Origin of the sequence: Pseudomonas sp. NPDC089395 (genome assembly GCF_044749525.1) — a bacterium.
Classification (GTDB): domain Bacteria; phylum Pseudomonadota; class Gammaproteobacteria; order Pseudomonadales; family Pseudomonadaceae; genus Aquipseudomonas.
This window is the reverse complement of the sequence record NZ_JBIVID010000003.1, coordinates 412,890-438,729: the sequence shown is the minus strand read 5'-3', so window position 1 is coordinate 438,729 and position 25,840 is coordinate 412,890. Positions and strand designations below refer to the sequence as shown.

Sequence of the window (25,840 nt, the reverse complement as noted above, 5' to 3'; positions counted from 1 at the left end):
CAGGCACAGATTAGGAGCTTTGCCATGCGTATCAACCCACCTCTCGTCGCGCTCTCTGTCGGTGCCTTCGGCATCGGTGTCACCGAGTTCGCACCCATGGGCATGTTGCCCAGTATCGCCGCCGATCTCGGCGTTTCGATCCCTGCCGCTGGGCTGCTGGTCAGCGCCTACGCCATTGGCGTGCTGATCGGCGCGCCATTGATGACACTGGCCACCGGCAAGATCCCGCGGCGATACCTGCTGATCGGGCTGATGGCGATTTTCACCCTGGGCAACCTGATGTCGGCGCTGGCCACCGACTACCCAAGCCTGCTCATCGCCCGGGTAGTCACTTCGCTCAACCATGGCGCGTTCTTTGGCGTAGGGTCGATTGTCGCGGCCAGCCTGGTGCCGCCGGAAAAACGTGCCGGGGCCGTGGCAGCGATGTTCATGGGGCTTACACTGGCCACCATTGGCGGCGTGCCGATGGCTACTTGGTTCGGCGAACTGATGGGTTGGCGCACTGCGTTCTGGGGCATTGCCGGCCTTGGCTTGCTGACGATGGCGGCGCTGTGGTTTGCCTTGCCCAACCTGAAGCTGCCTGCCAGCGATGGCGCGCTGGCCGAGATCCGTGTGCTGGCGCGCGGGCCGGTGCTGTCGGCACTGGCGCTGACGGTGGTGGGCTCCAGTGCCATGTTCACCGTGTTCACCTATATCGCGCCCATCCTGCACAGCGAAGCCGGGGCCTCGACCACGTTCATCACGGCCATGCTGGTGCTGTTCGGCGTTGGTCTGACCTTGGGTAACGTATGGGGTGGCAAGGCAGCGGACCGCTCGGTTGACCGCACCTTGATCGTCTCGCTGGCAGTGCTGATTGCAGTGTTGCTGGTGTTCCCGCTGGTGCTGGGCTGGCCGCTGCCGACTGCCGTGGCCATCCTGGTCTGGGGCGCCGCCAGCTTCGCCCTGGTGCCGCCGCTGCAGATGCGTGTGATGGAGGCTGCCAAGGACGCGCCGAACCTGGCGTCTGCGGTGAACATTGGTGCGTTCAACCTGGGCAATGCCATCGGGGCGGCGTTGGGTGGAGCGGTGATCAATGCGGGGTTGGGTTATCCGGCGATTTCAGTAGCAGGGGCAGCGATGGCGGGGCTAGGGCTGCTGATGACTGTGGCCTGGCGTGCACGGCCACAACCCCTGGCGAACCCGCTGTCATAGGCCGCCACAAACGGTACTGAGCCAGCAGGGACGGTGTGGGAGCCGGCTTGCCGGCGATGGGCCGCGAAGCGCCCCAACATCCAGATGTCTGCTTTGGGTCCAAACTGACTGAATCGCCCCTGGTTTCATAGACACCTCCAAGCCTCATAATGAGGCCCAAATAGGAGGTGCCATGAGTCGTCAGCGTTACCCCGAAGAATTCAAAATCGAAGCGGTCAAGCAAGTGACCGAGAAAGGCAAGCCTGTCGCTGATGTTGCCCAGCGCCTGGGCATGTCCGTTCACAGCCTCTACGCCTGGATCAAGCTCTACAGCAAACCCCAAGACCAGCGTCAGCAAGACGATGAACTAGGCTTGCGATGCTGTTCTGCGCCGGCGTTTGTAAGCATTGGCGAAAATCAGCAGCGCCCCACCGGCCACGCTCAGCGCCAAGCGCTGTTCCACACTTAAGCTGGTGTGACGATAAAGGAGGCCGCCGCAGCGGGTGCACTCGGCGCTCTGATGACGTTGCAAGGGAATGCGGTGATATACCGCATCGCAGTACTCGCAAATAATGAGTTCGTGTACCTGAGTCATGTTTGGGTCAGTCGTCAGCGCCTCAAAACGGGGCATTTAGCAGGCAATCGACGTCAATAAAGCATACGCTTCGAAGGAAGCCGATGCACATTTCATGACACCTCTTATCGCATCTGGATTTTTCGAATACTCAGTACTGGATCAATTCGGTAATAGATTCTGGATTCAGGAGGGGATGATGGAACTTGCCGTTGGCGCATTGCGTGCCAACCCGGAAATTGCTTTATTTTTGGCGATTGCTTCTGGGGTCATGTTGGGGCGCGTGAAGATTGGGACCTTTCACTTGGGCTCCGTCGCTGGTGCCCTGTTAATGGGGTTGCTGATTGGTCAAGTCGGTGTGCAAGTACCCCATGAACTGAAGGCAGTGTTCTTCGCCTTGTTCATCTACGCGGTCGGTTTTAAGAGCGGACCGGAATTCTTCGGCAGTCTGAACCGCGGCACGTTGAGACGTCGTGCTCACCAACCGTCAATTGGCCGGCCGCACCACTCATCAGGTGAAGAAGGCGCTTGTCGGCTCCGAGCGCATGGGGTGCTTCTTGACGGATATCACTCGCCAAGGTCTGCCGTTACCGCTCTTGCCCGAAACAGTGCTGCGTCGAGGCGATGTGATCAGCCTGACGGGACGTGCAACAAGCGTTGATGCATTAGCGGCTCAATTAGGGCGTGAGCGTAAACCGAGCGACCGCACTGATATTGCCATTCACGCCTTGGCCCTGGTGTTTGGCTCGCTGCTCGGTTTGCTCTCGACTCACATCGGAATGATCCCAGTCGAGCTGGGGATTGGCGGCGGAATCCTGCTGACAGGTCTATTGATCGGTTGGTACAACTCGCGACACCCGGAACTAGGTGCCCTACCACCGGCTGCGCAGTGGGCATTCTCCGAATTCGGGCTGACTGCATTTGGCGCAGTGGTAGGACTACTAGCCGGACCTGCGGCGCTAGCGGCCATCCTGGAGCAGGGGCTCGCGCTAGTAGTGGCAGGTGCATTGGTCACACTGATCCCTCCCTTGGTGACGCTCTACTTTGGACGCGACGTTCTGGGCCTTCATCCCATGATCTTGCTCGGAGCCTTGGCGGGAGCTCAGACCGAAGCCGCTTCGATGAACAAAATCATCGAGCAATCTGGAAGCAATACACCTGTGGTGGGGTTTACGGTCTGTTACGCCGTGTCCAATGTGCTTCTAGCTGTCTGCGGGCCGATCATTATAGCGCTTTCGTGATGGCAAAATGCCAAACAACCGATTTAGCTCAAAGGTTCAATCCTTTTTTAGAGTTAACACTTGAAACGCAGAGCTTGTCGTCTAATGTTTAAATTCAATTGAGTAGATTCGCGTCTCATTCATGATTAGCCATGGCATGAAAAGAGAGTACTCACTCGTTTAGTCATTGGGACGTGACTACTTGTTATCGCTGTAAAAATCGTTCGCTGGCAGTTACCTATCCGGCACAGCGCATTCGTTTAAAAGGAGTTTCTGATGTTGATTGCGAAAAGACCGAGCACATACGAAAAAGCAACTGTAAACCCTTCCTCTCTCTGGAAACTGGGTTCGTCATTCCTCCTCGCGAGTGCTATCGCGTTCACCACACAGGCGTGGGCAGCCGAATCGCCAAAACCGGCAACAGATGCCACCAAAGCGGCCAATGACGCATTGCTCAAAGAGCTTCCTTTCAACGACAAGACTTCTTTCGAACTGGCCCACAAAGGCTTTATCGCACCGTTACCCTCGGAGCCGATCAAAGGCCCTAACGGCAACATGATCTGGGACCCGAATAAGTACGGGTTCATCAAGGAAGGTGAAGCGGCCCCGGCCAGCACCAACCCCAGCCTGTGGCGCCAGTCGCAGCTGATCAATATTTCCGGTTTGTTCGAAGTGACCGATGGCATCTACCAGGTGCGCAACTACGACCTGTCCAACATGACCATCGTCGAGGGTAAAGAAGGTATCACCATCTTCGACCCGCTGATTTCCAGCGAAACGGCCAAAGCAGCGCTCGATCTGTATTACAAGCACCGGCCGAAAAAGCCCGTAGTCGCCGTGATCTATACCCACAGCCATGTCGACCACTACGGTGGCGTGCGCGGCGTGATCAACGAAGAGGACGTCAAGGCTGGCAAGGTCAAGGTCTACGCGCCCAAGGGCTTCCTCGAACACGCCGTGGCCGAGAACGTGATGGCCGGTACCGCCATGAGCCGGCGTGCAAGCTACATGTACGGCAACCTGCTGCCGCCGAATGATAAAGGCCAGCTCGGTGCGGGCCTGGGGACCACCACCTCGGCCGGCACCGTGACCCTGATCCCGCCGACCGACATCATCGAGAAGACCGGCGAGAAGCACGTGATCGACGGCCTGACCTACGAGTTCCTCTATGCGCCGGGCAGTGAGGCGCCGGCCGAGATGCTCTACTACATCAAGGAGAAAAAGGCCCTGAACACGGCCGAAGACTCCACCCACACCCTGCACAACACCTACTCGCTGCGAGGTGCGAAAATCCGCGAGCCGCTGCCGTGGTCCAAGTACCTCAACGAAGCGCTGAAAATGTGGGGTGACGACGTCCAGGTGATGTACGCCATGCACCACTGGCCGGTCTGGGGCAACAAGGAAGTGAAGGATCAGCTGTCGTCGCAGCGTGACATGTACCGCTACATCAACGACGAAACCCTGCGCCTGGCCAACAAGGGCTACACCATGACCGAGATCGCCGAGCAGGTGAAACTGCCGCCGTCGATCGCCAACCGTTTCTCCAACCGTGGCTACTACGGCTCGCTCAACCACAACGTCAAGGCCACCTACGTACTGCACCTGGGCTGGTTCATCGGCAACCCTGCCACCTTGTGGGAGCTGCCGCCGGATGAGCAGGCCAAGCGCTACGTCGACATGATGGGTGGCGCCGACGCTGTACTGAAAAAGGCCAAGGAGTACTACGACAAGGGTGACTACCGCTGGGTGGCGGAGGTGGTCAACCACGTGGTCTTCGCCGATCCGAACAACCAGGCGGCGAAGAACCTGCAGGCCGACACGTTGGAGCAATTGGGCTACCAGGCCGAGAGCGGCCCATGGCGCAACTTCTACCTGACCGGTGCCCAGGAACTGCGCAATGGCGTGCAGAAACTGCCAACGCCAGACACCGCCAGCCCCGACACCGTCAAGGCGATGGACCTGGACCTGTTCTTCGACTTCCTGGCCATGCGCCTGAAAGGGCCTGAGGTGGGCGACAAGCACATCACCCTCAACCTGGACTTCACTGACCTGAAACAGAAGTACACGCTGGAGATGGTCAACGGTGTACTCAACCACACCGAAGGCATGCAAGCCAAGGACGCCGACGCGACCATCACCCTGACCCGTGACACCTTGAACAACATCATGCTCAAGCAGACCACGCTCAAGGACGCGGTCAGCAAAGGCGACGTGAAGATCAACGGCAACGAGGGCAAGCTCGAAGAGCTGATGAGCTACATGGACACCTTCGACTTCTGGTTCCCGATCGTCACACCTTGATGGCTCACCGGCGTTAGCGGACGTAGGCAAGGCTTTCGACGTAACTCGAAGCCTTGCCTCGTTCGGTACGTGAGGCTCTAGCCAGCCCTCGCGACTCTTTGGAATTGGAGTGAGCCATGATGAAAAACAAACGAGCCAGCTCAGCGCGTGGTGCGCGATTGCGCGCATGCTATGTGCCGGCAATTGCCCTCGCCACGGCCATCCATGCCAACGCCAGTTGGGCGGGCGGAATTCTCATCTATGAGGCTGGCCAGGAAGGCAATGGGCTGGCAAATGCAGGGTCCGCTGCGCTGGCCAAAGATCCCAGCGTACTGATGAGCAACCCCGCAGGCATTACGCAACTCAAGGGCACGCAGCTCAGTGCCAATGCCCAGGTTATTCTTGGCGACCTGAGTTTCTCTCGTAATAGCAGCAACCAATTCGATGGCAACGAGGGCGGAAACTCTCTTGAGTACCTCCCTGGGGCCAGCCTGTTCGTCAGCCACCAGATCGATGAACGCTCGGCCATCGGCTTCGGTATGTACGGTAACTTTGGCCTGGCACTGGACTATGACGATGACTGGGCCGGTCGCTACTTTACGCAAGAGGCTGCGATCATCGGTGTTTCGTTGCAACCCACGTGGGCCTACAAGTTTACAGATGATCTGTCGATCGGCATCGGCCCGCGGATCATGGTCGGCTATTACCGCACCGAGATGGCGATCAACAATAATTTGTTAGGACTGGCCGACCGCCCAGATGGTCAGTTGGAATACAAGGACACCGATGTGGGTGTCGGTGTGAACCTGGGTGTACTTTATCAAGTCGATCCCAGTACCCGGCTGGGCCTTGCCTACACCAGCAAAGTCAAACTGGAATTCGAGGATAAACCCCACCTGAGCGAGATCAGTAATCCGTTGATAAATGCCGGATTGCGCCGTCTTGATGTGGATTCGCTGGAGCTCGACCTCAACGTGCCGCAAACCGTCACGTTCAGTTTGGCCCATGAACTTGACGATCAGTGGACGCTGCTGGGCAGCCTCGGTTGGCAAGACTGGAGCGATTTTGGAGATGTTGGCGTAGATGTCGATGCTAACGGAGACGGCACGAACCGTACTGTCGATCGCCAATACAAAGACACTTGGCATGCCTCGCTAGGTGCAATGTATCAGGCTACCCCGCAGTGGCGCTGGAGCATGGGCCTGGGTTACGACAGCTCCGCTGTGGATGATGAAGATCGCACCGTCGATAACCCCATGGGTGAAGCCTGGCGCTTCGCTGCTGGGGTCAATTATGCCGTGGATGCTGGACTGGATCTGCACATGGCTTACACCCTAGTTTGGTTGGGCGATATGGACATCGAACAGACAAAGTCACGTTCCGGTACAACCTTGTCCGGCAGCTACGACAACAGCGCACTGCACATCATTGGCGGGGGCGCCACCTGGCGCTTCTGAACACGCGTTTCATCGCTACTCATAAGGAAGGAGACACTGCATGAAAACCAAGGTAATGGCTGCAACGCTGTGCCTGACCACGCTCATGCTGCATGGCTGCGCCAGCAAGTATGTCGAAGCTGATCAGTACTCTGGCTTTCTCAAGGATTACAGTGTGCTGAAGGAGGATAAGTCTCCCTCAGGAGCACCGGTGATGCGATGGATCAAGCCGGGTGTTGACGCCAAGCAGTACTCGAGTATCTATCTGGAGCCAAGCCAGCTCTATCCGAAACCTCAGCCGACAGAGAAAATTCCGCAATCGACGCTGCAAGGAATTACCCAATACTACGACCAGACCCTGAAGAACCATTTTTCACAAGTGTTGCCATTGGCGACCAGCCCAGGGCCAAACGTGCTAGTGGTGCGTCCCGCGATCACTGCTGTCAGTGCCAAGACCAAAAGCTTGCGTCCCTATGAGGTCATCCCAATTGCTCTGGTTGCAGCCGGCATCAGCACCGCCACCGGCATTCGTGACCAGGACACCAGCATCGCGACTGAAGCAGCGTTCATTGATGGTAATAGCAATCAAGTAGTGGCTGAAGTCGTGCGCAAGGGGGCCGGCGCTGAATTGGACAACTCATCACAAGTGATGCAAGCCAAGGATGCCAAGGCGGTATTGGATGGCTGGGCCAAAGACATGGCCGGCGTTCTACAGCAACTCAAGAAATAATCAGAGCTGCCCCGTTAACACTTGAGCGGGGCATTTCTAAATGATTCATTAACGAGGGGCGCGAACTCATGGATAGCCTTCGCGATACTGATTTTTTTAGGATGCGCAAGAAAACAATAGACCGATTTCGGTCGGAAAGTGAAGTTGCAATGCCTGATGCACCAAGCCTTACCATACTGGGCGGCGAAAGGCATCATCGAAATTTGGTCAATATTTTCAAAAGCCACGTTCAGGCATTGGCGCTTCCTAGAATCAACCAAGATTTACCAATGTTATATGATCATTCGCTTTTGGGGACTCTTCGCCACTTAGCGATGTCTGCAGCTACCGTCGGCCACGCTTTGATATCGCTCATCCGGTATATACGCCATTGTGGATATGATATTCGCTTGCGATTGGAGCACCGCCCTGGGCAAGCAGTAATATATTTCGAAGCCGCTCAATCAGAATCTTCAATTAAGCCTCAAGGCATGGAATTGTGGATCGCCACAATTGCGCTACTCATTGGAGATCTTAGAGGCTTCCCCCTTAAACCGCATGCTCTAGCCTTTTCGCATGCACCTCTAGGCAGCACTTCAAATTATGATAATTATTTTAACTGCGCAGTCCTATTTGCTCAGGGTCAAAATTATTTAGCCATTCCTGCAGATACGTTATGCCAAGCATGCGTTAAGCATGACGCTAATGTGCATGCCATGGTCCGATACTGTCTTGAAGTACAAGAAACTCCGTCTGATGATATTAGCGTGGAAGTCGAAAGGCAGATTATCATTCTACTGCCTCAACAGCGATGCACATTAGAGCAAGTCGCCCTAGCGCTTGATCTTCATCCACGCACTCTGCAGCGCCGGATGTCTCAAGCAGCTTTTGACTTTGAGGAATGTTTGGACCGTATCCGCCGTAGGCAGGCTGAGAAAATGTTACGCAAAACCAGCCTCACGGTAGGACAGATATCCGGCGAATTAGGATATCGGCGCACCACATCTTTCTGCCGCGCCCACTTGAGGTGGTTTGAAATGACGCCTCTTGAGCACCGGAGGCAATACGGTGACTCAACGATCAGGGATATTTAGAGGAAATATTGCCACTGGTTGCTATGGGACAAAAAGAGCGGCCTAATCTAGACCGCGCAGGATTGGAGCAAACGGGAGCTTCATCCCTAGATTAGGTCCGTGGTGTGATTTATGCAGGTGGCCAACCTCGTGGGCTTGAGCTAAACAGGTTAATACCTGTAGGAAACAGACGGGCTACTGCCTGCTGACGGAGGAAACACCATGTTTCGTTTTGTGAAAACAACTATCGCAGGCGGGTTGCTATTCATTTTTCCACTCGTGGTGCTTTTCATACTCATAGAGAAAGCCATTCATCTCTTGAGAGCGCCAATTGAGAAAATTGCTCCATTTTTGTCTGGTTACACCTTTCTCGGCGGCACGGCCATTACGCTGGTGGCTATAGTTGCATTAGGGGCTATTTGCTTCTTTGCCGGGTTACTGGCTAAAACCAAGGCTGCAGAAAATACGCTGCACACTGTTGAGGATCGTTTGCTCGGAAATCTTCCTGGCTATCAACTAATTAAAGACGTCGCGTCACGATTTGCAGGTTTGGAGAACATCGAAGGGGCCAAAGTAGGCATGATTTCCGAAGGCGAAGGTTTTCGTCTAGGACTGGTCCTTGAGTCGCGCGGAGCATGGGTACTTATTTATTTACCGGACGGCGGACCCGCAGGTGGGACTGCTGGTGAGGTGCGAGCCCTACCGCACGATCAAGTCCGACTCACCGACATTCCATGGCTATCTCTAGTTGCTTGTTTAAGAAGAGGCGGTCGGGGAACCCTAGACTTGATAGTTGAATATGTTGGTGAGCGCGGCGTGACGAAATGACTGTACCAGACTGCCTCCAGCCGCTTTTTGTGGTTTGCGTATAGCTGCTAGGGGGCGATAGCTTCCAGTCGTGATTGCACTCAGTACCCGCCAGCAGAGAGAGAGTACATGCAACGAATTCATCTCACGTGCTTGTTCGTCATGATGGTTGTCGTACAGGCCAGTGGTGCCCATGCCGAAGACTCGGCGGAATTGGCCAAGGCAGCGCTCAACCCTGTAGCGGCCATGTACAGCCTGCCCGTGCAGTACAACTGGGATCAGAAGATGGGGCCCACCGGCGAGGGCATGCACAGCGTGACCAACATCCAGCCAGTACTGCCGTTCAAGTTGAACGAGGACTGGAACCTCATTTCACGTACCATCCTCCCGCTTATCGACCAGCATGGCTTGGCCCCCAATGGCGCGGCGGACAAATCGGGTGCCGGGGATATCACGCAAAGCTTTTTCTTCTCCCCCAGCAAACCCACCGACAGTGGTTGGATTCTTGGGGCGGGTCCGGCTTTGTTGATTCCAACCGGCAGTGATGAATTGCTTGGTAACGAGCAATGGGGCCTGGGCCCTACCGCAGTGGCGCTCAAGCAATCAAATGGCTGGACCCGCGGCATACTCGCCAACCACATCTGGGGCCTTGATGGTAGCCCGCCGGATGAGAAGGAAAAGGTCAACCAGACCTTCCTGCAACCTTTTCTGTCCTATACCACCGAGACCCACACCACGTACGGCATCAACTCCGAATCAACCTATGATTGGCAAGCACGCGAGTGGTCCGTACCCATCAACCTGACCGTCACCCAACTGCTGAAAATCAATGGCCACCCCCTGACAATCCAGGCAGGCCCGAGGTATTGGCTGGATAGATCTGGAGAGGGGCCTCAAGGCTGGGGGTTCCGCGCCGCAGTGACGTTACTGTTTCCCCATTGACTGATATCCGCAGTCACCTGAAGCGTCTCACTTTCTGGAGGAGCGACAATGAGCAACGTGCTGCTGAAGATCAAACATGAATTCATGAAGGCGCTTCCCCCGACCCTATTCTTCTTCATCATTCTGCACATCGTGGCCCTTATCCGCGCCCTCATGATCAAGGGGTCAGGGGTGGACCTTCCCGTTTCGGCATCCGTGCTGATTGCATCCCTGGTGCTTGGAAAGTCTGTTCTGGTGGCAGACATGTTGCCCTTCATCAACCGTTTCCCTGACAAGCCGCTGATATGGAATGTCAGTTGGAAGACCCTCATGTATGCCCTGGTCGCGCTGGTGGTGCATTACCTGGAGCGGCTTTACGACTACTGGAAGGAGGCTCCGAGCTTCATGGACGCGAATTCCCTGCTGTGGTCCTCGATGAATTGGCCGCGCTTCTGGGCCATACAGATCCTGCTCGTGACCCTGATTTTCATGTACTGCGTCATCGCGGAACTGGCACGCGTCATTGGTCGTGATCGACTGAAAGTGATGTTTATTGGTCCATTGCCGCCAAAACCTGCTAAATCTGCGGAAGGTGCCTGAGGACCGCAGGCTGGGTGCAAGAGGGATTTTCGGACCATGCTTGAAAGTCCGCGCTGGGTCGTTAGCTGCCGGTCGTGATGGGCGAAACCAATTTTTTCCCCATTCAGTGCATCCAGTACACCCGTTTGCGGGTATTGCTTATGGGCGGCCTGTGGCTGCCCAGCCAAATGACCTGTAAGGAGCACTACCCATGAGCCTCAAACCCTCCGCCTGCCTGCTCGCCTGCAGCCTCGCCCTGGCGCTGCAACCCGCTCACGCCCAATCCGCACTGCCAGATGCGGTCAAGGTTCCCGATGGCCATCGCGTCATGCTTGAGACCGTCGGTGTCGGCGAGATTACTTACGAGTGCCGCGACAAGGCCAACACCCCCGGCCAAACCGAATGGACCTTCGTCGGCCCCAAGGCCGTGCTCAATGACCGTGCCGGCAAACAAGTGGGCGACTACTACGGCCCACCCGCCACCTGGCAGGCCAAGGACGGATCGAAAGTCACCGGCACCCAGCTGGCGGTGGCACCTGCAGATAAGGGCGCGATACCCTATCAACTGGTCAAGGCCAACCCAGCCGAAGGTAAAGGCGCCATGCAGGGAGTCAGCTACATCCAGCGCCTGGCCACACGCGGCGGCGTGGCGCCGGCAAGCGACTGCACGGCGCAGAACAAAGGTACCAGGCAGGTCGTCCAGTACCAGGCCGATTATGTGTTCTGGACAGACAAGTAATGCGCACTTGAGCAGACACCTTGCAATCGTTCATCTACGCTCGTTGGCAAGCCCCCGGCTGGATCGCCGGGGTACCTTGCATGACACAAGGAAGCTGCACACGTTGAACTCGCCTGTCGCCCCGTTCGACTACCACCGCTGCCTGGAGGCCTGCTCTCAGGGAGACCGGCACGCCCTGCAGGCGCTTTACGACCACGAAGGTGCGCGCCTGCTGGGCGTTGCCCGGCGTATCGCGCGTGACAACGCCAGCGCAGAAGACATCGTCCACGATGCGTTTATCCGCATCTGGACCCGCGCCGCCAGCTTCGACCCGGCACGCGGCTCGGCGCGCGGCTGGATCTACAGCATCACCCGCCACCTGGCACTGAATTCGATCCGCGATTCGCGCCGTGAAACCGTGCTGGACGAAGCCGAAATGGATACGACGCCCACATTGCACGGGGGATTCGATGACATTGACCTCTGGTCAGGGTCGGCGAAGATCTACCGTTGCCTCGAAAAACTGCAGCCTGCGCCGCAGCGTTGCATCCTGCACGCCTATGTGGACGGCTGCAGCCACGCCGAAATCGCCGGGCTGCTGGGGGCGCCATTGGGCACCGTCAAAGCCTGGATCAAGCGCAGCCTAAAGGCATTGCGGGAGTGCCTGGAATGAAGCCGGATACTGCCGAGGAATTGGACAGCCTCGCCGGCGAGTTTGTGCTAGGAACCCTGTCGCCACAGCAACACGCCACAGTGACCGAGCGACTAGGCAGCGATCCGGCTTTGCGCGCCGCCGTGGATACCTGGGAGACACGTTTGCTGGAGCTGACCGCGCTGGCTGCGCCGCAGCCACCGAGCGTCCGCCTGTGGGGCCGTATCCAGCGCAGCCTGAATGAATTGGCCGCACCCGCCGCCCAACAGCGAGTCAAATGGTGGCGACGCCTAGGTCTATGGCAAGGGCTGAGTGCTGCGGGGCTGGCAGCAAGCGCGGTCCTGGCGTTTACATTGCTTACTGCGCCCCCGCCCACCACTCAATTCGTGGTGGTATTGGTGGCACCGAGCAGCCAGACCGCCGGCTGGGTGGTGCAGACCAGCGACAGCCGCATGATCGAGCTGATCCCGCTTGGCCAGGATGTTGTCCCTGAAGGCATGGCCCTTCAGTTCTGGACCAAGGGCGAACAGTGGCGCGCACCGGTTTCACTGGGCCTGGTCAAGCCCGGAGAGCCCTATCGTGTTCCGCTACAGAGCCTGCCACCGCTAGAGGCCAACCAGTTGTTCGAGCTGACATTGGAGAAATCCGGCGGTTCGCCTACCGGGCTGCCGACGGGACCGGTGAAGTTCATTGGCCGCGCGGTAAAAGTGATTTGACCCAAAAGGTCTACAACCACTGACCGCTATGGGCCGATGGAGCTCATCCACGACGGTCAGCTTTCGACCCAAAACGGACACTGATTCAAAGCGCTTTTGCCGGTGCCAGCCTCATCGCCGGCAAGCCGGCTCCCACAAGAGTATCACCAGCCCCAGACACTGAAGAAGCCTGGCACGGGCTACGCCCATGTTCGCGGGACAAGCCCGCTCCCACAGGGCTGCGCTACATCGTCGTCACACTCCGGCGAATGCTCCAGGTCCCAGGCAGCCATGTCCAGATAGCGTTTTATCCAAGCCTTCTGGTAGGCCCCGCTGTAAATGCCATCCAGCACCAGCCAATAGATGAACAAGGCGACAACGCCAATTATCACGACTGCCAACCCTTGGCTTGTGAACACTTCTGCGCTCTTGATCAGCTCTGTGCTGATGGCAATCATGAAGGCGACGAGCGACGCGAAACCCAGGTTCTGCGACAACGGAGGCCTTGCGGGCTTACCGACAAGGTCTGAATACGCTGACAGCTCACGGGCCTTTGCCGCCGTGTAGCCTTGCTTGCGCAGGCTCTCCAGAAAAAAGGCGTAACACAGGGTGCTTTCCCGGTGGTGGAACGACTGCCGATCGATCACATGGTCGTCGAACGCCTGCGCATGCATCGTCCGTAGTCCCTTCAGGCGCGTGAAGTAAAGCGCGAGCCCCCAGGGCAGCAGCGCCATGTAGGCATAGGGCAACAGCGCCGGGTGGATCATGGCCCAGAGCGCGAAGGCCACCAGCAGCAGTGTCGATGCAAATGCTGCCCACATCGGCCACAACCTGCGTGCATTCGCCCACTTGAACAATCGCTTGTTCGGTTGCCGACGGCTGCGTTTGTAGATTTCCTGGATCTCTGCCCACTCTGCCAGTTTCATGGTGACTCATTCCCTCGAAGTCATTTTTATTACAGACCGCTCCGAGCATACGTGGCCCCAGCGTCAACGTCAGTGCCGAATGGACCGAATTCAGCATGGGTGTAGGGCGCTGATGGGTGTCAGCGCTCCACCTGTCATGAAAAGACAGCCCCCTGTCACCCGATGTGAAGCACCGCCTTTTCCTGCGGCCTACAGTCTGTTCCAGCGTGTCCTGACGCTCACAACAACAATGCAGACTGGAGAACACACTCATGGCCAAAGCCGTACGCTTCTACGAAACCGGTGCCCCCGAAGTCCTTCGCTACGAAGACGTCGAAGTCGGTGAACCTGGCCCGGGAGAAGTACTACTTCGTCATGTGGCCGTTGGCCTGAACTACGCCGACACCTATTTCCGCAACGGCACCTACCCGATCCCCATGCCCAACGGCATCGGCGTCGAGGCAGCGGGTGTGGTCGTGGCGCAGGGCCAGGGCGTGACCAACGTCGCGGTCGGCGACCGTGTGACCTACACCGGCTTCATCAATACCCTGGGCGCCTACAGCACCGAGCGCATCATCCCCGCCGCTCCGCTGATCAAGCTGCCCGAAAACATCAGCTGCGAAACCGCTGCAGCCATGACCATGCGCGGGCTGACGTCGTCCTACCTGCTGCGCCGCATCTATGACTTCAAGGCGGGCGACACCATTCTGCTGCACGCCGCCGCCGGCGGTGTCGGGCTGATCGTCTCGCAATGGGCCAAGCTGCTCGGCCTGAACGTGATCGGCACCGTGTCCACCGACGCCAAGGCCGAGCTCGCCCGCGCCCATGGCTGCGCGCACACCATCAACTACAGCCACGAAGACGTCGCCAAGCGCGTGCGCGAGCTGACCGACGGCGTGGGCGTCAACGTGGTGTTCGACAGCGTTGGCCGCAACACCTTCATGAGCTCGCTCGACTCGCTCAAGCGCCGCGGCCTGATGGTCTGCGTGGGCACCGCCTCGGGCACCATCGAACCGTTCGATCCGCAGATCCTGGCAATGAAGGGTTCGCTGTTCGTGACCCGCCCTGCCCTGGCCGACTACATCGCCGACCCGGCCGAGAAAGCCGCCCTCGCCGGCGAGCTGTTCGACCATGTCGGCAGCGGGCGCATCAAGATCGAAATCAACCAGCAGTACGAGCTCAAGGATGCCGTGCAAGCGCACCGTGACCTGGAGGCACGCGTGACCACCGGCTCATCGATCTTCTGCATCTAAGGGTGGGCCACATCATGCAAGTCGAACAATTGACCTGTACCATCGGTGCGGAACTGGTCGGCCTGAACCTCGCCGACGCCATCCATGACGATGGGCTGTTCGCCGAAGTTCGTCAGCAACTGCTCAAGCACCGCGTGCTGTTCCTGCGCAATCAGGACATCAGCCACGCCGAGCATGTGGCGTTCGCCCGGCGCTTCGGCGAGCTGGAGGACCACCCGGTGGTCGGCAGCCACCCCGACTACCCGGGCCTTGTGCAGATTCACAAGTCGCCGCAAACCCCGGTGGACCGCTATGAAAACGCCTGGCACACCGATACCACCTGGCGCGAAAACCCTTCGATGGGCGCGGTACTGCGCTGCCTGGAGTGCCCGCCTGTGGGCGGCGACACCGTGTGGGCGAACATGGTCGTGGCCTACGACCGCCTGCCAACGGATGTCAAAGCCAAGATCGAAGGCCTGCGCGCCCGGCACAGTATCGAGGCCAGTTTCGGCGCGGCCATGCCGATCGAAAAACGCCTGGCCCTCAAGGAGCGTTACCCGGACGCTGAGCACCCGGTGGTGCGCATTCACCCGGAAACCGGTGAGAAGGTGCTGTTCGTCAACAGCTTCACCACCCACTTCAGCAACTACCACACGCCCGAGCGGGTGCGCTTCGGCCAGGACTTCAACCCCGGGGGTGCCGACCTGCTGCGCTACCTGATAAGCCAGGCGACGATCCCTGAGTACCAGGTGCGCTGGCGCTGGAAGCCCAACAGCATCGCCATCTGGGACAACCGCAGCACCCAGCACTACGCGGTCATGGACTACCCGCCCTGCCATCGCAAGATGAACCGCGCCGGCATCATCGGCGACAAGCCTTACTGATCGATCGCACGCCCGGTGCCCTTGGCACCGGGTCTTTTACGGCAGCTGTGCCAGCAGTCTGCCGTTTTTTTTTCGCCAGGTCGCAGGCGGCATGCCGAACTGGCTGATGAACCAGCGGGTAAAGGACGTTGGCACCGAGAAGCCCAGCAGCACGGCAATGCGTTGCAAGGGGTAGTTGGAATTGCCCAGGTAACGCAGGACCAGATCGCGGCGCGCTTCGCCGATCAACCCGCTGAACACAAGGCCCTGATCGTCCAGCCGACGCTGCAGGGTGCGCACGTTCATGCCTTGCAGCTGGGCGATGTGCTCGATGGTCGCGCGCCCCGCCGGCAGCCACTGGCGAATTGCCTTGCGCACGGCATCGACCAGCAACGGCCCGCCGTCCTGCTGCAGCGGCACCACATAGCGCTGGGCATTGCGCGCCATCGCGGGGTCCGCCTGGCCGCTGCCGAGCTCAAGATTGCCATCCGGGCAGACAATGCCGTTGAAGTGGCTGCCAAAGACCAGTTCACAGCCGAACAGACGCCGATGCAGCTGCAAGTTGGCCGGTGCCGGATGGGTGAAATGGACGCTGTACGGCCGCCAGTGCTTGCCGAGCAAGGTGGCGCACAGTCGGAACAGCACGCCCATGGCCAGCTCGTTGGCCTGGCGGCTGGGCATCGAGGCGCGGGTGAGCACGTCCTGGCGAATGATCGCCTTGCCCCCCTCCTCGTCCAGATGGATGGCCACCGACTCGTTCATCAGGTGCCGGTAATGCAGCAGCACCTGCAGCGCATCGCGCAGCGAGCGCTGGTGGCACAGCAACAGGCTGACCGCGCCCAGGTCCGACAGCTGCCGCGCTACGGCCATGTTCAGGCCGAAGGTCTGGCAGCCGCTGGCGGCCGCGCTGTTTTCCAGCAGACGCACCGCCGCCTCACCGCACAGGCGGTGCTCGGCGTGCTGCAGCTGGGCTTTGCTCAGGCCGACGTCAGCCAGTAACGGCACCGGGTCCACCCCGAGCCGCTGGCAGACTTCCAGGTAATGGGTCAGGGCGCCAGCCCGGATCAGCAGGGTCATGCAATGGCCTCCTCAGGCTGGCGAGCAGGGTGTCAGAAGCCGACCTGGTCGGCCCCTTTGAGCTTGAGCATCTGCCGCGCCTCGTCGGGGCTGGCCACTTCGAGGTTCAGCGACTTGAGGATCGACACCACACGCTTGACCTGGTCGGCATTGCTGCGCGACAGCACGCCCGGCCCGTCCCACAGCGAGTCTTCAAGGCCGACCCGCACGTTGCCGCCCATGGTCGCCGCCTGGGTGGCCAGCGGCATCTGGTGCTTGCCCGCGCCCAGCACCGACCAGTAGTAGTCGTCGCCGAACAGGCGGTCGGCCGTGCGCTTCATGTGCAGCACGTCCTCGGGGTGCGCGCCGATGCCGCCGAGCAGGCCGAACACCGACTGGATCAGCAGCGGCCCTTTGACGATGCCGCGGTCGAGGAAGTGCGCGGCGGTGTACAGGTGGCCGATGTCATAGCATTCGATTTCAAAGCGCGTGCCGTTGTCTGCGCAGGACTCCAGGATGTACTGGATGTCGCTGAAGGTATTGCGGAACACCCGGTCCCGCGAGCCCTCCAGGTACGGCTGCTCCCAGGGGTGCTGGAAGTCCTTGAAGCGATCGAGCATGGGGTACAGGCCGAAGTTGATCGAGCCCATGTTCAGCGACGCCACTTCAGGCTTGAGCTGCAGCGCCGGCTGCAGGCGTTCTTCCACCAGCATGTTCGGCGCGCCCCCGGTGGTGAGGTTGATCACCACATCCGAGCGCGCTTTGATCTGGGGCAGAAACTCCATGAACAGGCGCGGGTCCTGCGAAGGTTGGCCGGTATTCGGGTCGCGCGCGTGCAGGTGCACGATGGCCGCGCCCGCCTCTGCCGCGCCCACCGCGGCCTCTTCGATCTCTGCGGCGGTCACCGGCAGGTAGGGCGACATCGAGGGCGTATGGATCGAACCTGTAACGGCACAGGTGACGATGACTTTGTTTTGCTTGGCAGCCATGGGGTCTCCAATCAGCTGATGGGTTGGCCGGATTCGCGGGGCAAGCCCGTTGCCACACGGCGCGAATGCACCATGTCGTTGTTGTAATGACGCTTGGCGTAAAGCAGCACCGCTGCCGACGCCAGGCTGATCAGCGGCACCAGTTGCATGGCGGCATCCAGCCCGATGTGGTCGGACACCTTGCCGGTGATCAGCGGTCCGCTGGCAAGGCCGAGCAGGTTGTTGGCCAGGGTCAGGGTGGCCAACGCGGTGCCATGCACCGAGGCGTGGGTGAGGTTGCCGACAATGGCGCTGGTCGGGCCATTGGTGCCTGCCGCGACCATCATCCCCAGGCAGATCAACACCAGTTGCGCCAAGCCGTGTGGCAAGGCGAACGCCAGCGACAGCAGCAGGCAACTGCCCAGGCAGTAGGCGACGCTCAGGCTGACCTGGCGGTCCACCCGGGTGCGCGACAGGCGATCGCAGAGCGTGCCGCACAGGATGATGCCGACCGCCCCGCACAGCAGGATGATCGCCGACACACTGCCGGCCTGGTCGGTGCTCATGGCGTAGTAACGGTTGAGGTAGCTGGGCATCCAGACGATCACCGTGCCCCCGACGAACAGCTGCAAACCACTGCCCACGTAGGCGCACAGCACCGAGCGGGTGGCATACAGCGTGCGCAGCGGGCGCTGCGCCGCGCAATTGGCCTTGTCGGCCAGGGCAGCCAGCCGCTTGGGCGAGACCAGCGCTTCCTTGACGATGGCCGGGTAGACCACCGCCAGCACCAGGCCCAACAGCGCGATGACCGCAAACGCCCAGCGCCAGCCGAACTGCTGCGCGATGGCGCCGCCCAGGGCGATGCCCAGCACCGAGCCGAACATGCCCCCGGCCATGAACGAACCTTGCAAGGTAGCGCGCATGTGGCGCGGAAACACCGACATCACCACGGCCCCGCCGACGCTGCCGTAGGCCGCCTCGCCAACGCCCACCAGAAAGCGGGCGACCAGCATCTGCTGGTAGTTCTCGGCCAGTGCGCAGCCCAGGGTCGCCAAGCTCCAGAGCATGGCCATCAGCACCAGGCTGCGCACCCGGCCGAAACGGTCGGCCATCAACGACAACGGAAAGGTCAACAGGCCGACCATCAGCGCCACGATGCCGCTGAGCAGCCCCAGCTGGCCATCGGACAGCGCCCATTCGCCCTTGAGCAGTGGGAACACGGCATTGAGTACTTGCCGCGACATGTAATCGGAGATCAGCAGGCCAAAGGTCAGGGCAAAGACAATCCAGGCATAGCGCCTGGGTATGCCTGCAGAGGTGTCGGTACCATCTTCAGCGCACGGGTGATAGGCGGCCATGCTGCAACCTCATCGATTTTATTGTTGTTGTGAATCGAGCTTGTAGCCTGCAGGGCGGCCGTGCGGTGGCCGACCGCCCTGCGGGGTGCACGTCAGGCGTGCAGAGGTTTAGACGGCTGCAGCCGTCTTGTGCAGGAAGCCCTGCTGGCCACCGTTGCGGTTTGGCGCAAAGCCATTGGCCTGCAGGCTTTCTTCGACGGTGTCGTAGAACACGCCGATCTTGCTGATTTCACGGGCCTCTTTGGCGGTGGCGATCGGACGGCCGAATTCACGCGAAATGCGCACCAGCTGCTCGATCTGCTGGACCGTGGACATCTTCTCGGTCTGAGACTGGTTCCACAGGTTGTCCTCGATGCCGCAGCGTACGTGCAGGCCCATGGCGATGCCCATCATGTTGACCGGCAGCACGTTGCGCATCGAGCTTTCCACGGTGAGCACCGCGCCGTCCGGCACGGCCCGCACGATGTTGGCCAGGCTGTAGATGTTCGGCACATCCATGCCACCGCCGATGGCCACCCAGTTCATCACCAGCGGGCCTTTGTAGATGCCACGGCGCATCAGGCGCTCGACCGACTCGAAGCTGTTCAGGTTGTAGCACTGGAAGGCGCTCTGGATGCCCGCGGCGCTCAGGCGACGGACGTGCTCCTCGACCCAGCCCGGCTGTGCCGGCACGGTCATTTCCTTGTAGGCCTCGTAGACCGCCGGGTCTTCCATCGAAGTACCGCGCACGTCCTGGTAGCCCCAGTGCTCGACCACGTTCATCTGCGAGGTGTTGACCGTGACGGTGACCTGATCCGGCTTGGGGTCGAGCTCGGCCAGCATGTGGCGGGTGTCGTCGCTCAGCCATTTGGCCGCGGCGCCTTCGGTTTCGGGGGCGAAACTGATCGAGCCGCCTACCTGGATGATCATCTCCGGCACGGCTTCACGCACGCCGGCGATCAGCTCGTTGAACTTGGACAGGCGCTTGGAGCCCTTGCCATCGAGTTCGCGCACATGCAGGTGAAGCACGGTGGCACCGGCGTTGTAGCAGTCCACGGCTTTCTGTACCTGCTCGGCCATGGTCACCGGAATGTCCTCGGGGAAGTCGGACGGCACCCAGGAGGGGGCATAGGGCGCCGCGGTGATGATCAGCGGCTGCTGGTTTTCGGTGAACAGGTGGCCATCGAGGAAGTTCATGGGGTGTTCCTTGTTGTCATTATCAAAGGTGTGTCGGTGCAGACCGACGGCTTAGTCGGCTTCAGCGGCAAGCTTGGCCATTTCTTCCAGCAGAATCGGTGCTCCGAGGCTGCAGGTGTGGATCCCGAGCATGGCGACCGACTGCAGCACCGCGAGGATTTCCTCAGGGGTCGCGCCAAGCTTCAGGGCATTGCGGGTATGCCTGCGCACACCGGGGCTGTACATGTGCGTGCAGGACGCGTTCACCGCGATGGCGAGGAACTCGTAGGTCTTGGGGTCGATCAGGCCGCGCTTTACCGGCAGCGCCGCGGTGTGCAGGAATTGCTCGGCCCATTGCGGATCGAGGTTGACGAAACTGTCCCAGGCCGGGTTCATCCCGCCGCTGGCACGCAGGTGGTCGAGGGTCGGTGTGGCGGACATCTTGTCTTCGGTGAGCGAGGCGTTCATCAGGCATCTCCTTGGCGTTTGTCGACACCCCTTGAGTCTGCTAAAACAGGCCAGGCGATATTTAACCTTTCGGGACATCCAGACCGACACTTTCAGGGACGTGCCCCCCGTATGGCCAACAGGGTTGTCAGCGCTTGCCTCACCCACTACGCCGAGGTCGCCCGCGCCTGCGGGCTGGACCCGATCGCCCAGTTGCGGGCGGTGCAACTTGACCCGGCGTGCCTTGAGCGCAGCGACTTCAAGATCAGCGTCAACGGGGTCTGGCACCTGCTGGAAAACTCGGCCGGCCAGGCCGGCGTTGAGGACTTCGGCCTGCGCATGGCCGAGCAGCGCCAGCTGTCCAACCTCGGGCCGCTGGCCCAGGTGATGCGCCAGGAAAGCACCCTGCGCATGGCGCTGGAGACCCTGCAGCGCTACCTGCACCTGCACAATGAAGGCTTCCTGATCCTGATCGAGGAGCGCGACGGCATCGCGGTGATTCGCGGTGAGCAGATCACCCACCAGCAACTGCCCGCCCGCCAGTCGGTCGACCTGATGATCGGGGTCACCTACCGCACTCTCAAGACCTTGCTCGGTGAACAGTGGCAGCCGCGCTCGGTGTGCTTCCGGCACCGCGCACCCCAGGACCGCTCGACTCACCTGCGGCTGTTCGGCCCCCGTGTGCAGTTCAACAGCGTGGTCGATGGCATTGTCTGCCGTTCTGCCGAGCTGGATGCGCCGCTGCCGGGTAGCGACCCGGCTGCCGCGCGGTCTGTGCGCCGGGAGCTGGAAGCCCGGGGGGCGGTCAGTGAAACGGTGGTGGATACGGTGCGGCGCCTGGTCTGGCAGCTACTGCTGACGGGGCGCTTGTCGGTGGAACAGGTGGCGGAGCAACTGGGCGTCGACCGGCGCACGGTGCACCGGCGGCTGATGCGGCATGGGGAGAGTTTCAGCTCGATCCTGGACCAGGTGCGCCAGGAGCAGGTGGTCAGGCATTTGCGTGATTCGCGGCATTCGCACAGCGAGATTGCCGAGTTGCTCGGGTTTTCGTGCCTGAGTGCGTTTTCTCGATGGTTCAGCCAGCGGTTTGGGTGCAGCCCGAGGGCCTGGCGCAAGGTGCATGTGGGGTGAGTGCCTGTACTGGCCCTATCGCCGGCAAGCCGGCTCCCACAGGTTCTCCACTGCCCTTGAGGCTGCGCCAAATCCTGTGGGAGCCGGCTTGCCGGCGATAGGGCCCGAGCAGCCAACCTTGAATTGACGCGCTTCCTGCGTCGCCAACCAGGAGCAGGTGGTCAGGCATTTGCGTGATTCGCGGCATTCGCATGGCGAGATTGCCGAATCGCTCGGGTTCTCGTGCCTCAGTGCGTTTTCTCGATGGTTCAGCCAGCGTTTTGGCTGCAGCGCAAGCTGCATGTGGGTTGATTGAGTGACGCGCCTCAACCTTCACATGCACGTTTGACTTCACTCTAAAGAAACTTCGCTGTTTACAACGCACCGAGCAGTTTTATCACTCAAGTTCAAAAAGCTTCCATCCGACAGAAAACTCTGAACATAGCCATCTGGACTTCTGTAGCTCCGCTGTACGTTTACACCACCACCCCAAAGGGGATTTGCATAAGCTATTCCTCGAAGGACCTTTGCATACTGATGATTTGAATCACGACCTTTGTAAACAGGCTGATCAGGCCCTTGTGGATTTTGGATTGGGGAATATTGATAGTAGTCCGGATCATACCAGTCGCTTACCCACTCAAACCCATTATCAGACATTGAGTACAGCCCCAGCGGGTTAGGTGGGAACCTATCGACCGGCAGGGGACTATAGATCCCGGTTGTCCACTTCATTTCATCTCCAAATTCTTCCCTGTCCCGAAGTGTAGAAATATTGATCCCTCTAGGCCCGCTCCGCCAATCCTTGGTTGCTCTATCATTCGTCACCTTATAGGTTCCGTCGTCTGTAGCAACCATAAGAAAACGACCTCGGCTACGTGCAGCATATTCCCACTGAGCCTCTGTCGGCAGCGCAAAGGGAAGCTTGGTAACATCTGCAAGCCAGTTGCAGTAATTTTCAGCCTCGTACCAATCAATATGGGCTGGATTATTGGGCGGAATACTGACTTGCATAAACTCCTCATCCTCAGCGGCATCCTGTCTCACTGAAAGCTTATTGGAAGCCAAATAAACCCCATATTCTCCATTTTTAATCTTGAATTTTGCCATAAAGAAGCTTGCGAGCTGCACTCTGTGCAACGGCTTATTATTATTATTTAAGTCATAAGGCAGCCCCTCCGGTCCATGCTCCACTCCATAATCCCCCATCAAATACTCCCCACCTTCTACAAAAATCATGTTCCCCTTTACCGTTCGAATGAAATCATTCAGCTCCTCATTCTCCACGACCTCGCAACTTACCAAGGCACAAGCAACAACCGCACAAAATAAAATCTTGATAACTTTCACGACCACTCCAAAATCTTGCGAACTACCCAAGACGTTCATCACAAGGCCCGAAGTGGCAGCGCTGGGGATAATGAGGATTGGAGGCACTGTTGAGCCGGTAGTACCATGTGTCATTCATAGCAAGCGCATACCCCCACGCAATTTCCGTTTTCAATCGCTGCCGGATGGAAACCAGTTCATTCTTAGCCTTATGAAGGTCGCCATCGCGATTGAAACCTAATTGCAAAAAATCAATGAGATGCTGCTCTTGCTCTTTTTCAATAGTGACCTCATCAGCATTTTTAGCCAAACTGCTGCCGTCCACCGTCAATCGGCATAATACTTTTCGCCACTCGGCCCGGGTCTGAATACTCCTCAGCACCCAGATTACGGCCTCCTTACGAGTCGTAAATACATCAAGAAAAGCGCTATTTCGATTTTCAGGATCCACACGATCCCATTTTCCATGCCGCGTGAGCAGATACAAAAGTATGCCCTTGGCCTCCGGCGTGCATCGCAGCAAATCTTGCCGTCGAGAAATCGTATTAGCCGCCAAGGTATTTCTCCTTTGCGAAGCACTCACTCCCTCTTTAGCATCATCAATGAACCCTATAACAACTTTTCTAAAGTGCTGACGCACATCAGTTGCAGCACCAGACAAGCGGCCGTAAGTCTCATGAACCGTTAACGCCACATCCATAACTTGCATTACGCAGTATTGGCTATACGCAGCAAAAGCGTCCTCCCTCACCACATCGAGAAAACTATAATCCAAACGATATAGCTGATAGATCAACCATGCCCCAAACTCAACAATCGTATTGACACCCACCTCACAAATAACGGCCCCTTTTGCCCCCACACCCCAACACACACTCGCAGCCACATGAAAGTAAAATCGGCCATTGATAAACGTGCAGTGAAATTTCCTCCCAGCACCTAGCCCTGCCAACCCTGAGATATTGCCGGCAATGCTGCAAAAGTCAGTAAACTCGCCAGTGGAGTTCAGTAAGCCGGGAACACTGCTTCAGGGTCATAGGGCTCAGCCGGCTTCAGCCATTGCAAACTACCCTTGAGTCCGGCCTCCGCACGAACACCCGCAAAGCCTTCAGCGGATAAGTTAAGACCTTCATCTTCTTCGGCCATCTGCTGGTAAAACACAGCCCCACGCGTACGCCGCTCCTTGAAGCGCGGCAGTCGCCCCCCTGACTGGCCAGCCAGCAGTTGCTTGTCGCCTTTAACCATCACCTGCAACTGCCCTTCGAGCACTACCGACGCGCCGATAAAGCCCGTCAAACTCGGGGAGACGACCAGACGGAAATGCCCCATGTCGAACAGCTTCTGGTCGCTGTCGGTGTACTTCAGGTTCCAGCCGAAACGGTCTGGCACATACGCAGTCAGGGCGACCGTGCCTGAGGCCAACGTCAGGCTCCATTTGCGTTCACCCTTGATCGCAGCCTGTCCCTTGTGGGGATCGAATTCGGCGCTGGCGCCCATGTTTGAGACGTAGCGCATGAATTGCGCCCCGCCAGAGAGATCCACATTGGCAATAAGATCCTTTTTTTCGCCGTGCAAACTGTGATTCCAGCTTTCCGCCCAATCGAAGAGCACCTCATCGACGCCCAAACTTTCAAGGTCGAAATCCGGGTTGGCCCATTTCAGTACATCTTTAAGCTCAAGCTTCAGCTTCGGCCATTCAAGCGCACGCAGTTGCTTGCCGAGCTTTCCTGTATCGATCAAGGCCCTGCCATGTTTGTCCTTGCTGATGAAGCTTTGCGCCCCACCCTTGCCGTCACTGCTTTTGAGGGACACCGAGTGCAGTTTCAGCCCTTGCTGGGTTTTGCTGAAGTAACCTTTCTTGACATACGCATAGCGCGTCGACTTACCGCCTTTTTTGCCCTTGGCGCCCTGGCCGCCAATGGGAATAAGTTCGACCACATCGTCATAGCTCATGCCCTCCATGGAAAACTCGCCCAGTTTTTCCTGAATGGCCTTGCGGTTTTCGTCCAACGCCTGCTCAGCGGTTCTCACCGCTTTGTCGTGGCGTTCCTGCTGCAAAGCTGAGAGCCCGGTTTGGGCTGCAAGGCCGTAGGCTTGCAGTGCACTGGAATAGACCGCCCCAGCCTGGTGAAAGGCGTCCATGCTGGCCAGCATGCCGCGCCAGTGGCTTTCGAACGCGCCTGCTTCGCTGTCAGCGATGAACACCAACTCTTCCGTTTCAGGCCGGAAGTAGCACTGCATGGACTGGTGATAGGCAATCGCCGTAGAACCCTTCTTGCTGGTCTGAGTTTGTGCCACAGGCGTATTGGACTGGTCCATGTTCCTAGACTCCTCGCTCATTCAGAGAACAATCGAAGTCCCGAACCTTGGCGCACATTTCCTAGGCTGGCCATCCTTCGCCGAGGAAATAGACCTTTCCTACATTTGGTGGGAATTTTGCCTACAAAAATCTTGCATTTTTGCTGGCGATTTCGAGGATGACCGACTTGTAGAGAAATAGCTCTAAAAGTGGAATTGTGGGGCTGTGCAGATGCGGATTGTCTGCGCGTTCTTCAGTGTCAGGACTGGCCCTATCGCCGGCAA

The 25,840-nt window shown here is 58.7% G+C and carries 23 protein-coding genes and 3 pseudogenes; 16 read left to right on the top strand and 10 right to left on the bottom strand.

Annotation, left to right across the window (positions count from 1 at the left end; all coding sequences use genetic code 11):
* The first annotated feature begins 24 nt into the window (after positions 1–24).
* Together ACIPZG_RS10380 and ACIPZG_RS10375 are read left to right on the top strand one after the other, a co-directional pair.
* Positions 25–1,191 (top strand): MFS transporter, encoded by a 1,167-nt coding sequence (locus tag ACIPZG_RS10380; RefSeq protein WP_400713114.1) that lies wholly within the window; start codon positions 25–27, stop codon positions 1,189–1,191.
* A 172-nt stretch (positions 1,192–1,363) separates the two neighbouring features.
* Positions 1,364–1,537: pseudogene (locus ACIPZG_RS10375) on the top strand (transposase); the annotation flags it as partial.
* 33 nt (positions 1,538–1,570) lie between these two features.
* Here the strand turns inward: ACIPZG_RS10375 and ACIPZG_RS10370 are convergent.
* A pseudogene (locus ACIPZG_RS10370) lies at positions 1,571–1,765 on the bottom strand (paraquat-inducible protein A); the annotation flags it as partial.
* A 175-nt stretch (positions 1,766–1,940) separates the two neighbouring features.
* On the opposite strand from ACIPZG_RS10370, the pseudogene ACIPZG_RS10365 reads away from it, so the two are divergent.
* From ACIPZG_RS10365 to ACIPZG_RS10315, 11 genes and pseudogenes are all read left to right on the top strand, one after another.
* Positions 1,941–2,985 (top strand): annotated as a pseudogene (locus ACIPZG_RS10365) (hypothetical protein).
* Positions 2,986–3,414: 429 nt separating this feature from the next.
* Entirely contained in the window at positions 3,415–5,265 is a 1,851-nt protein-coding gene (locus ACIPZG_RS10360; protein ID WP_400713111.1) for an alkyl/aryl-sulfatase, read from the top strand.
* Between the two features lie 119 nt (positions 5,266–5,384).
* The gene (locus tag ACIPZG_RS10355) at positions 5,385–6,701 is read left to right on the top strand and encodes an OmpP1/FadL family transporter (protein WP_400640127.1); all 1,317 of its coding nucleotides are present in this window, start codon (positions 5,385–5,387) and stop codon (positions 6,699–6,701) included.
* A gap of 40 nt (positions 6,702–6,741) precedes the next feature.
* Positions 6,742–7,410 carry a DUF3313 domain-containing protein gene (locus tag ACIPZG_RS10350; RefSeq protein ID WP_400639793.1) on the top strand — a complete coding sequence of 223 codons (669 nt, stop codon included), beginning with the start codon at positions 6,742–6,744 and terminating at the stop codon, positions 7,408–7,410.
* Positions 7,411–7,478: 68 nt separating this feature from the next.
* Positions 7,479–8,483, top strand: coding sequence for an AraC family transcriptional regulator ligand-binding domain-containing protein (locus ACIPZG_RS10345; protein WP_400713108.1), 1,005 nt, complete (start codon positions 7,479–7,481; stop codon positions 8,481–8,483).
* A 201-nt stretch (positions 8,484–8,684) separates the two neighbouring features.
* Positions 8,685–9,290 carry a hypothetical protein gene (locus ACIPZG_RS10340; RefSeq protein ID WP_400713105.1) on the top strand — a complete coding sequence of 202 codons (606 nt, stop codon included), beginning with the start codon at positions 8,685–8,687 and terminating at the stop codon, positions 9,288–9,290.
* A gap of 108 nt (positions 9,291–9,398) precedes the next feature.
* Positions 9,399–10,211 carry a transporter gene (locus tag ACIPZG_RS10335; RefSeq protein WP_400713102.1) on the top strand — a complete coding sequence of 271 codons (813 nt, stop codon included), beginning with the start codon at positions 9,399–9,401 and terminating at the stop codon, positions 10,209–10,211.
* Positions 10,212–10,259: 48 nt separating this feature from the next.
* Positions 10,260–10,790: a hypothetical protein gene (locus ACIPZG_RS10330; protein ID WP_400639789.1), complete on the top strand. Its 531-nt coding sequence runs from the start codon at positions 10,260–10,262 to the stop codon at positions 10,788–10,790.
* 190 nt (positions 10,791–10,980) lie between these two features.
* Positions 10,981–11,508 carry a DUF3455 domain-containing protein gene (locus ACIPZG_RS10325; RefSeq protein WP_400639788.1) on the top strand — a complete coding sequence of 176 codons (528 nt, stop codon included), beginning with the start codon at positions 10,981–10,983 and terminating at the stop codon, positions 11,506–11,508.
* A gap of 103 nt (positions 11,509–11,611) precedes the next feature.
* On the top strand, positions 11,612–12,160 hold the full coding sequence (locus ACIPZG_RS10320; RefSeq protein WP_400713099.1) for a sigma-70 family RNA polymerase sigma factor: 549 nt from the start codon (positions 11,612–11,614) through the stop codon (positions 12,158–12,160).
* A complete protein-coding gene (locus tag ACIPZG_RS10315; protein WP_400639786.1) occupies positions 12,157–12,855 on the top strand; it encodes an anti-sigma factor domain-containing protein in 699 nt (232 codons plus the stop codon). The genes ACIPZG_RS10320 and ACIPZG_RS10315 overlap by 4 nt, the downstream gene beginning before the upstream one ends.
* Positions 12,856–13,034: 179 nt before the next feature.
* Here the strand turns inward: ACIPZG_RS10315 and ACIPZG_RS10310 are convergent, their stop codons facing one another.
* On the bottom strand, positions 13,035–13,760 hold the full coding sequence (locus ACIPZG_RS10310) for a hypothetical protein (RefSeq protein WP_400713096.1): 726 nt from the start codon (positions 13,758–13,760) through the stop codon (positions 13,035–13,037).
* Between the two features lie 251 nt (positions 13,761–14,011).
* Here ACIPZG_RS10310 and ACIPZG_RS10305 point away from each other — a divergent pair, with 251 nt between their 5' ends.
* Both ACIPZG_RS10305 and ACIPZG_RS10300 read left to right on the top strand, forming a co-directional pair.
* A complete protein-coding gene (locus ACIPZG_RS10305; protein ID WP_400713093.1) occupies positions 14,012–14,992 on the top strand; it encodes a quinone oxidoreductase family protein in 981 nt (326 codons plus the stop codon).
* Between the two features lie 14 nt (positions 14,993–15,006).
* Entirely contained in the window at positions 15,007–15,855 is an 849-nt protein-coding gene (locus ACIPZG_RS10300; RefSeq protein ID WP_400713090.1) for a TauD/TfdA dioxygenase family protein, read from the top strand.
* Positions 15,856–15,891: 36 nt separating this feature from the next.
* Here ACIPZG_RS10300 and ACIPZG_RS10295 read toward each other — a convergent pair whose 3' ends face one another.
* The 5 genes from ACIPZG_RS10295 to ACIPZG_RS10275 form a co-directional block, all read right to left on the bottom strand.
* A complete protein-coding gene (locus ACIPZG_RS10295) occupies positions 15,892–16,911 on the bottom strand; it encodes an AraC family transcriptional regulator (RefSeq protein ID WP_400713087.1) in 1,020 nt (339 codons plus the stop codon).
* A 32-nt stretch (positions 16,912–16,943) separates the two neighbouring features.
* Complete coding sequence (locus tag ACIPZG_RS10290) at positions 16,944–17,879, bottom strand: 3-keto-5-aminohexanoate cleavage protein (RefSeq protein WP_400713085.1); 936 nt, start codon at positions 17,877–17,879, stop codon at positions 16,944–16,946.
* A gap of 11 nt (positions 17,880–17,890) precedes the next feature.
* Complete coding sequence (locus ACIPZG_RS10285; protein WP_400713083.1) at positions 17,891–19,216, bottom strand: MFS transporter; 1,326 nt, start codon at positions 19,214–19,216, stop codon at positions 17,891–17,893.
* A gap of 108 nt (positions 19,217–19,324) precedes the next feature.
* Positions 19,325–20,392, bottom strand: coding sequence for a 3-keto-5-aminohexanoate cleavage protein (locus ACIPZG_RS10280; RefSeq protein ID WP_400639779.1), 1,068 nt, complete (start codon positions 20,390–20,392; stop codon positions 19,325–19,327).
* A gap of 51 nt (positions 20,393–20,443) precedes the next feature.
* Positions 20,444–20,839 (bottom strand): carboxymuconolactone decarboxylase family protein, encoded by a 396-nt coding sequence (locus tag ACIPZG_RS10275; protein ID WP_008100974.1) that lies wholly within the window; start codon positions 20,837–20,839, stop codon positions 20,444–20,446.
* 111 nt (positions 20,840–20,950) lie between these two features.
* Here ACIPZG_RS10275 and ACIPZG_RS10270 point away from each other — a divergent pair, with 111 nt between their 5' ends.
* Positions 20,951–21,949, top strand: a complete 999-nt coding sequence (locus ACIPZG_RS10270) for an AraC family transcriptional regulator (protein ID WP_400713081.1) — start codon at positions 20,951–20,953, stop codon at positions 21,947–21,949.
* A gap of 330 nt (positions 21,950–22,279) precedes the next feature.
* Here ACIPZG_RS10270 and ACIPZG_RS10265 read toward each other — a convergent pair whose 3' ends face one another.
* The 3 genes from ACIPZG_RS10265 to ACIPZG_RS10255 form a co-directional block, all read right to left on the bottom strand.
* Complete coding sequence (locus tag ACIPZG_RS10265) at positions 22,280–23,278, bottom strand: formylglycine-generating enzyme family protein (RefSeq protein ID WP_400713080.1); 999 nt, start codon at positions 23,276–23,278, stop codon at positions 22,280–22,282.
* A 22-nt stretch (positions 23,279–23,300) separates the two neighbouring features.
* A complete protein-coding gene (locus tag ACIPZG_RS10260; RefSeq protein WP_400713077.1) occupies positions 23,301–24,089 on the bottom strand; it encodes a hypothetical protein in 789 nt (262 codons plus the stop codon).
* A gap of 173 nt (positions 24,090–24,262) precedes the next feature.
* Entirely contained in the window at positions 24,263–25,576 is a 1,314-nt protein-coding gene (locus ACIPZG_RS10255) for a hypothetical protein (protein WP_400713074.1), read from the bottom strand.
* Positions 25,577–25,840: the final 264 nt, after the last annotated feature.

Bases quoted from the DNA above. Each gene is read 5' to 3' on its own strand.
- ACIPZG_RS10380 (WP_400713114.1), top strand. From the start codon at position 25: ATGCGTATCAACCCACCTCTCGTCGCGCTCTCTGTCGGTGCCTTCGGC.
- ACIPZG_RS10355 (WP_400640127.1), top strand. From the start codon at position 5,385: ATGAAAAACAAACGAGCCAGCTCAGCGCGTGGTGCGCGATTGCGCGCA.
- ACIPZG_RS10350 (WP_400639793.1), top strand. From the start codon at position 6,742: ATGAAAACCAAGGTAATGGCTGCAACGCTGTGCCTGACCACGCTCATG.
- ACIPZG_RS10345 (WP_400713108.1), top strand. From the start codon at position 7,479: ATGGATAGCCTTCGCGATACTGATTTTTTTAGGATGCGCAAGAAAACA.
- ACIPZG_RS10340 (WP_400713105.1), top strand. From the start codon at position 8,685: ATGTTTCGTTTTGTGAAAACAACTATCGCAGGCGGGTTGCTATTCATT.
- ACIPZG_RS10335 (WP_400713102.1), top strand. From the start codon at position 9,399: ATGCAACGAATTCATCTCACGTGCTTGTTCGTCATGATGGTTGTCGTA.
- ACIPZG_RS10330 (WP_400639789.1), top strand. From the start codon at position 10,260: ATGAGCAACGTGCTGCTGAAGATCAAACATGAATTCATGAAGGCGCTT.
- ACIPZG_RS10325 (WP_400639788.1), top strand. From the start codon at position 10,981: ATGAGCCTCAAACCCTCCGCCTGCCTGCTCGCCTGCAGCCTCGCCCTG.
- ACIPZG_RS10315 (WP_400639786.1), top strand. From the start codon at position 12,157: ATGAAGCCGGATACTGCCGAGGAATTGGACAGCCTCGCCGGCGAGTTT.
- ACIPZG_RS10310 (WP_400713096.1), bottom strand. From the start codon at position 13,760: ATGAAACTGGCAGAGTGGGCAGAGATCCAGGAAATCTACAAACGCAGC.
- ACIPZG_RS10305 (WP_400713093.1), top strand. From the start codon at position 14,012: ATGGCCAAAGCCGTACGCTTCTACGAAACCGGTGCCCCCGAAGTCCTT.
- ACIPZG_RS10300 (WP_400713090.1), top strand. From the start codon at position 15,007: ATGCAAGTCGAACAATTGACCTGTACCATCGGTGCGGAACTGGTCGGC.
- ACIPZG_RS10295 (WP_400713087.1), bottom strand. From the start codon at position 16,911: ATGACCCTGCTGATCCGGGCTGGCGCCCTGACCCATTACCTGGAAGTC.
- ACIPZG_RS10290 (WP_400713085.1), bottom strand. From the start codon at position 17,879: ATGGCTGCCAAGCAAAACAAAGTCATCGTCACCTGTGCCGTTACAGGT.
- ACIPZG_RS10285 (WP_400713083.1), bottom strand. From the start codon at position 19,216: ATGGCCGCCTATCACCCGTGCGCTGAAGATGGTACCGACACCTCTGCA.
- ACIPZG_RS10280 (WP_400639779.1), bottom strand. From the start codon at position 20,392: ATGAACTTCCTCGATGGCCACCTGTTCACCGAAAACCAGCAGCCGCTG.
- ACIPZG_RS10275 (WP_008100974.1), bottom strand. From the start codon at position 20,839: ATGAACGCCTCGCTCACCGAAGACAAGATGTCCGCCACACCGACCCTC.
- ACIPZG_RS10270 (WP_400713081.1), top strand. From the start codon at position 20,951: ATGGCCAACAGGGTTGTCAGCGCTTGCCTCACCCACTACGCCGAGGTC.
- ACIPZG_RS10255 (WP_400713074.1), bottom strand. From the start codon at position 25,576: ATGGACCAGTCCAATACGCCTGTGGCACAAACTCAGACCAGCAAGAAG.